3 protein-coding genes are annotated in these 5,691 nt (G+C 42.4%); 2 read left to right on the top strand and 1 reads right to left on the bottom strand.

The features are described 5' to 3' along the window. The coding region (locus tag WC615_RS22255) for a serine hydrolase domain-containing protein (RefSeq protein ID WP_372980236.1) at positions 1-844 on the bottom strand (844 nt) is incomplete at its 3' end. Between the two features lie 367 nt (positions 845-1,211). Here WC615_RS22255 and WC615_RS22250 point away from each other — a divergent pair. Together WC615_RS22250 and WC615_RS22245 are read left to right on the top strand one after the other, a co-directional pair. Then, on the top strand, positions 1,212-3,281 hold the full coding sequence (locus WC615_RS22250; protein ID WP_372980235.1) for a prolyl oligopeptidase family protein: 2,070 nt from the start codon (positions 1,212-1,214) through the stop codon (positions 3,279-3,281). A 364-nt stretch (positions 3,282-3,645) separates the two neighbouring features. Further along, positions 3,646-5,469, top strand: a complete 1,824-nt coding sequence (locus WC615_RS22245; protein WP_372980234.1) for a fibronectin type III domain-containing protein — start codon at positions 3,646-3,648, stop codon at positions 5,467-5,469. Positions 5,470-5,691: the final 222 nt, after the last annotated feature.

Genomic DNA, 5,691 nt, shown 5'->3' with positions numbered 1-5,691 from the left:
ACATGTCCGAAGTCGTCGAACTGATGCTTGCCGCCACCCGCAGGTCTTCCCAAACAATAAAGGGCATAACCCGGCCTTTGCCATCATAACCCTTTACAAGTGCCGCGGGAAGCTTCCCATCGGCTAAAAAGGCAGTATTTCTCATTTTTAGCGGTTCAGCAAAATACTTTTTTAATAGTTGGTCTATACGGGCTCCGTAAACACGTTCCATAATATATCCAAGCAACTGAGCTGCGGTATTGCAATGCCTGGTAACAGAGCCGGGTACTGTATCCAGTTTTACATGATGCAGGTCGCGGTAAAGATCGGCCCGGCTGTATTTTTTATGTATGGCATCCAGAATATAAGGAATAGAATCTGGGTTAGCTTTACTGAAAAGGTCTTTATTATCGGGCATCCAGTTGGGTAAGCCCGAGGTGAGATTAGCAAGATTAATTAGTTTAATAGGAACACCCTTGTATTCTAAATTTGGATATTTCCCATCAAGATACAGGCGTATATCGTCATCGAGCTTTACCTTTTTGTCTAAAACAGCCTTTGCAAGCAAGGCCGAGCTGAACGTTTTAGTTATAGAGGCAAGTTCGTAAACTGAATTAGCCGTTGGTATTTGCCTTTTACCTTTTTCTGTTGTGCCGTAATTATAGAATAATGAAATTCCATCTTTTATGATGCCAATTGAAAGACCAACGCGGGAACTATCATTCATAAAAGCCGAAACCGTGCTGTTAACCAACGAATCGAGCCGCGTCTTTAGCTTATTATCGCTAAGTTTTTCCTGTGTATTTTGTGCATAGCAGGCCAATCCGCTTAATACCGACAATAATATAATGGCAACTTTTTTCATAGTGAACTGGTTTTATTTTGTAGATGAAAGAACAGGTATAAAGGTTACGTGGCGTTTGAAATATAATTTTGTGAACGGCAGCGGGGATGTTCTGATAGAGTTTGTGCGATTCCCTCCCAACGGGAGGGTGCAGGGAGGGGTTTGTGCGACATGCATCACGTATAAACCCCTCCCTGCCACTACACAAACCATCGCACCCCTCCCCAGGGAGGGAATGTAAGATGCCCAATAGCTCCTCTGTTATATCATGTGCTATTTCTCTGGAATAGCACATTGCCTACTGCTTTATTTCTTCCAATCATTTCCCGCTGTTGCTACCAACAACTACAATCCCTATATTTAGCTCATTATCCTTATCCATATTTCAATGAAAAAAGGCCTGCTACTCACCCTAATTACTACCGCCGCTATGGCTGCAAACGCACAGCAAAAATTCGATCCGCCAAAAACCAAAGCTATACCCGTTGTTGATACGCTGCATGGTGTTAAACTAACCGATAACTATCGCTGGCTTGAAGACAAGAAGAACGAGGATGTTATTGAATGGACAAAAAAACAACACGATTACGGTGTTGAATACCTGGCCAAAACCCAAAAGGTACACCCCGACTTGAAAGAGAAAATAGCCGCTTACCTGAATATGGATTACGAGGGCCCGCTCAATACGGTTGGCAAACGCGTTTTCCAAACCGTGAAAAAGAAAGGCGATAAACAATATAAGATCTATACTATCATAGATGGCAAAAAGATATTGATATGGGACCCGGTTGCGTTGGATGCCGACGGCAAGATCTCGACCAGTGGTACCAGCTACACTTATGATGGCGAACGTGCCGCCATAAGCGCGCAAAAAAGCGGTGCCGAGGTAAACACCATTTACTTTATTGATACCCGCACCGGTAAGCAAATTCACGACCCTATCAAAAACACCAGCGGGTTCGATTGGGCGCAGGACCAGCAGCACGCCTACGTTACCCTGCGCAGCCAGGAAGACGTGGATAAGCAACGCCCGTTAAAAACATACTACCTTAAAGTTGGCGACCCGATTGAAAAAGCCACTTTTGCGGGTACTACCAAAGACGCCCAAAACAGCTTTTTTATATACGATAACCGCTACAGCGATGTAACCTTTAGCGGCGAAGGCGATTTCTATTCAAACAGTGTAAAGATCCGCCCGACGGGTAGCCTTAAAGATGGTAAGCTGATCTACAACAGTAAAAAATTCCAGGCATACCCCGAGGCTATCGGCAACCGCCTGTATATTAAGACTAATGATAACGCGCCAAACAGCAAGCTGATGGTGGCCGATAAGCTGCACCCGGAATATAAGAACTGGAAAACGCTTATCCCCGAAAGCAGCACCGTTATGGAGAGCTATGCGGTCACCAAAAACAGCATCATCATCCAGGATAAAAAGGATATCCAGAGCCGCTTAACCATTTACGACCTGAACGGTAAAAAACTGCGCCCCGTGCCACTGCCCGAGCAAGGCAGTGTTGGTGGCATGAGTTATGATCGCGAGGAAGATAAATTATACATATCGCTGGTAACTTTTACCTCCACCCCAAAAACCTACGTTTGCTCGCCGAAAGATTATAAATGGAAGCTGTTTTATCAAAGGATACTGCCTGTTGATATGAGCGAAATTACCGGAGAGATAAAATTCTATATCAGTAAAGATGGCAGTCGCGTGCCTGCCTTTGTGGTTCACCGCAAGGATATTAAACTGGATGGTAACAACCCGGTATTGTTAACGGCTTACGGCGGCTTCCAGTCGGGTATTAAACCGGGATATTTTGGCTTTTACGCGCCGTTCATCCAGGCGGGCGGTATTGTGGTACAACCCGGCATCCGTGGTGGCGACGAGTTTGGCGAGAAATGGCACCTTGACGGCATGCTGGCCAAAAAGCAAAACAGCTTTGACGATTTTTACGCTTGCGCGGAATGGCTGATCAAAGAAAAATACACCACCGAAAGCAAGATAGTTGCCCTGGGTGGCAGCAATGGCGGCCTGCTGATGGGTGCCGCGGCAACCCAGCGCCCCGATCTGTTTAAAGCCATTGTATGCGAAGTGCCGCTGCTGGATATGCTGCGTTACCACAAATTCCTGATAGCCCGTTACTGGATCCCTGAATACGGCGCGGCAGAAGACCCGGAGCAGTTCCGCTGGTTATTGCGTTACTCGCCATACCAAAACATCCGCGCAGGTGTTAACGTACCGCCCATGCTGGTAACCGCCGGCGCTAACGATACCCGTGTTGACCCTATGAACGCCAAAAAGTTTGTAGCAGCCCTGCAAAACAACCCCGGCCAAACCAGCCCCATCATCCTCCACATGGATTTTGACAGCGGCCACGGCAGCGGCCAAAGCACCCAGCAAGCCATTGAAAACTGGACGTTTGTATTTGAATATGTAATGAACCAGTTGGGGATGTAATTTATTAGGCACACGCGGCACGCGTGCGCCAGCGATGGATGTAATCTTACACACATAGCCACCACGTCATTGCGAGGAACGAAGCAATTCGATAGAAAAGTCTGCTACAAGCATGTCGAAGATAGCCACGCTACGCTCGCGGTGACGTTTTTTTCGCCATTGTTGGTGTTGTCACCAACAACATTTAGGCAGGTCATCTACAAGTCCAATACTGGTCGAAGTTGAAAGTTACACCACGCTAAATTTAAACCTTTAGGTTTTGTAGATACTTCATTATGCACAAATTTTTCAATAGAAATAATCTCCCCATATGTTGTGGCTGTTCGTTTATATTTCTATTATATTTGTTGTGTTACCCTAAACCATGAGCCACAAAAAATCAATTGCTTTTATTAGTACTAACCTTATAATTTTACTACTATTCTTTTCCGGCTGTAAAAAAGAAAAACCTGAAGTAGTTGAAGAGCCCAAATTCTTTACTCCTTCCGAGTTAAAAGCAAGTGTTTTCAGCGACTCTACTATAAGGGTTAATTGGAAGGACAATAGTAATGTGGAAGTTTATTTTGAACTGCAGCGCAAAGATGGAACAGGTTCTTTTAAGGTTGTAAAAGAGACAGGGGCAAATGATACGGTGTTTAATGATAGCAAGGTTGTACCGAATATTTTATATACTTATCGGGTACGTGCTAAAAGCAAATCTGCAGAAACTTCGTTTTCAGAAGAGGCTTCTGTCAGACTTGAGCTGCCAATACCCGTTTTAACTTCATTGGCAATTGATGACTCCAAAGTAAAATTAACGTGGACGGATAATTCAGTTCTTGAGACAAAATTTGTTTTAGAACGCAGTGAAAATGGCCAGGCATTTGTTGTAATTGCCGAACCCGGTAAAAATACACAGTCGTATATTGACAACACGATTGCAGTAAACACTGAATATCGTTATAGAGTAAAAGCTATCAATCAATTCATCGAAACCGATTATTCTAACAATGCTGCTATAAAGCTGAACTTTTCGGCCCCAACACTAAGCTTCACACTTTCTGCTGAAAACTCAATTAATCTTTCATGGAATGATAACTCACAATTTGAAAAAGGTTATATTATAGAACAAGCGATAAACGATGGTGATTTTGTAGAGTTGGCCAAAGTAGACTCTCCGGCACTGAGTTATAAAATTAATAATTTGCAGATTAATAAGCGTTACGCCTTTAGGGTAAAGGCGTATTCTAATAAAAACACCAGTGCGTATTCAAACATAAAAAAGGCATATTATAATGATAAACGTTATATTATAACTGAAACTTACAATGGGGAACGTGCTGTCGAGGGCCAAATATCGCTGTCTCCGTCAAAAAATCTTATTGCAACGTCAAACTACTACTCAAAAAATATTGTTTTGGTAAACCGCGTTAATGGTGCAATGAATACAATTACTACTAACCATAAAGAAGGTACTTACAGCGTTAAATTCTCAACAGATAATAATTATATACTTTCCACCAGCGCTCAGGATGGTAATGTTGAAATTTGGAATATTAACACACATACACTTTATAAAACAATTACCACAGGTATGGAGGCCGCCTTTTGCCTTTCATTTAATAAATCAGGTACTTTATTAGCTGTAGGCGGCACTGGGGGAAGTAAGATATTAGTTTATAATTTTCCTTCTATGACCCTCAAGTACAAATTAACAACAGACAATCATAATATACGCGACCTGTTATTTTATGACAATGATACTAAGTTGATATCGTGTGGAAATAATAATAACATTAGTTTTTGGAATTTAGGCTCTTTACAAATAGAGAGGACACTTACAGGGCATGCAGGACACATCGGAACTATAGATCTTAATTCTAATTCATCATTATTGGTAAGCGGAAGTTATGAAGGTACTGATAAGACAATAAAAATTTGGAATACTACCGGCGGCATAACTCAGTCGATTGCAAATCAATTTGGCATCACCAGTGTATTTTTTGATGCAAATGACTACATCTACTCTACAGATTATGGTGGCCATTTACGGGTTATCAGCAAATCGGGGAATATAGTTTTTGAAACATCTGTTTCAAGCCCAATTCTTTTTGCTGATTACAATAGAGAATATAGCATTATAACTCTATACAGTGCAGATGGGAAAATTAATCTGCTACAACGTTCGCCTGTGTGGATGGAGTATTGATTAATAGCAAGCATTCTGCTTGCGTAAGCTGAAAGCATACATCATTTAGGCCCAGGTTACGTTACGCTAAACTTGAACCGGCATAGGGGTGTCTCGTCCTGAAATAGGTTGACAAAAAAGTCACCAAATGAAAAAGACAATTAATAAGTCATCGATCATCCGGGAGTATTTTAAAGGAGGGTCTGGTTTTCGTACCTTAGGTATCAAATATGGCTACGGATC

This window comes from Mucilaginibacter sp. (assembly GCF_041663085.1).
Lineage (GTDB): Bacteria > Bacteroidota > Bacteroidia > Sphingobacteriales > Sphingobacteriaceae > Mucilaginibacter.
Note: the sequence above shows the minus strand (reverse complement) of the source record. Positions and strands in the feature narration are given on the sequence as shown.

Coding starts and splice junctions, on each gene's coding strand:
- WC615_RS22250 (WP_372980235.1), top strand. CDS start 1,212: ATGAAAAAAGGCCTGCTACTCACCCTAATTACTACCGCCGCTATGGCT.
- WC615_RS22245 (WP_372980234.1), top strand. CDS start 3,646: ATGAGCCACAAAAAATCAATTGCTTTTATTAGTACTAACCTTATAATT.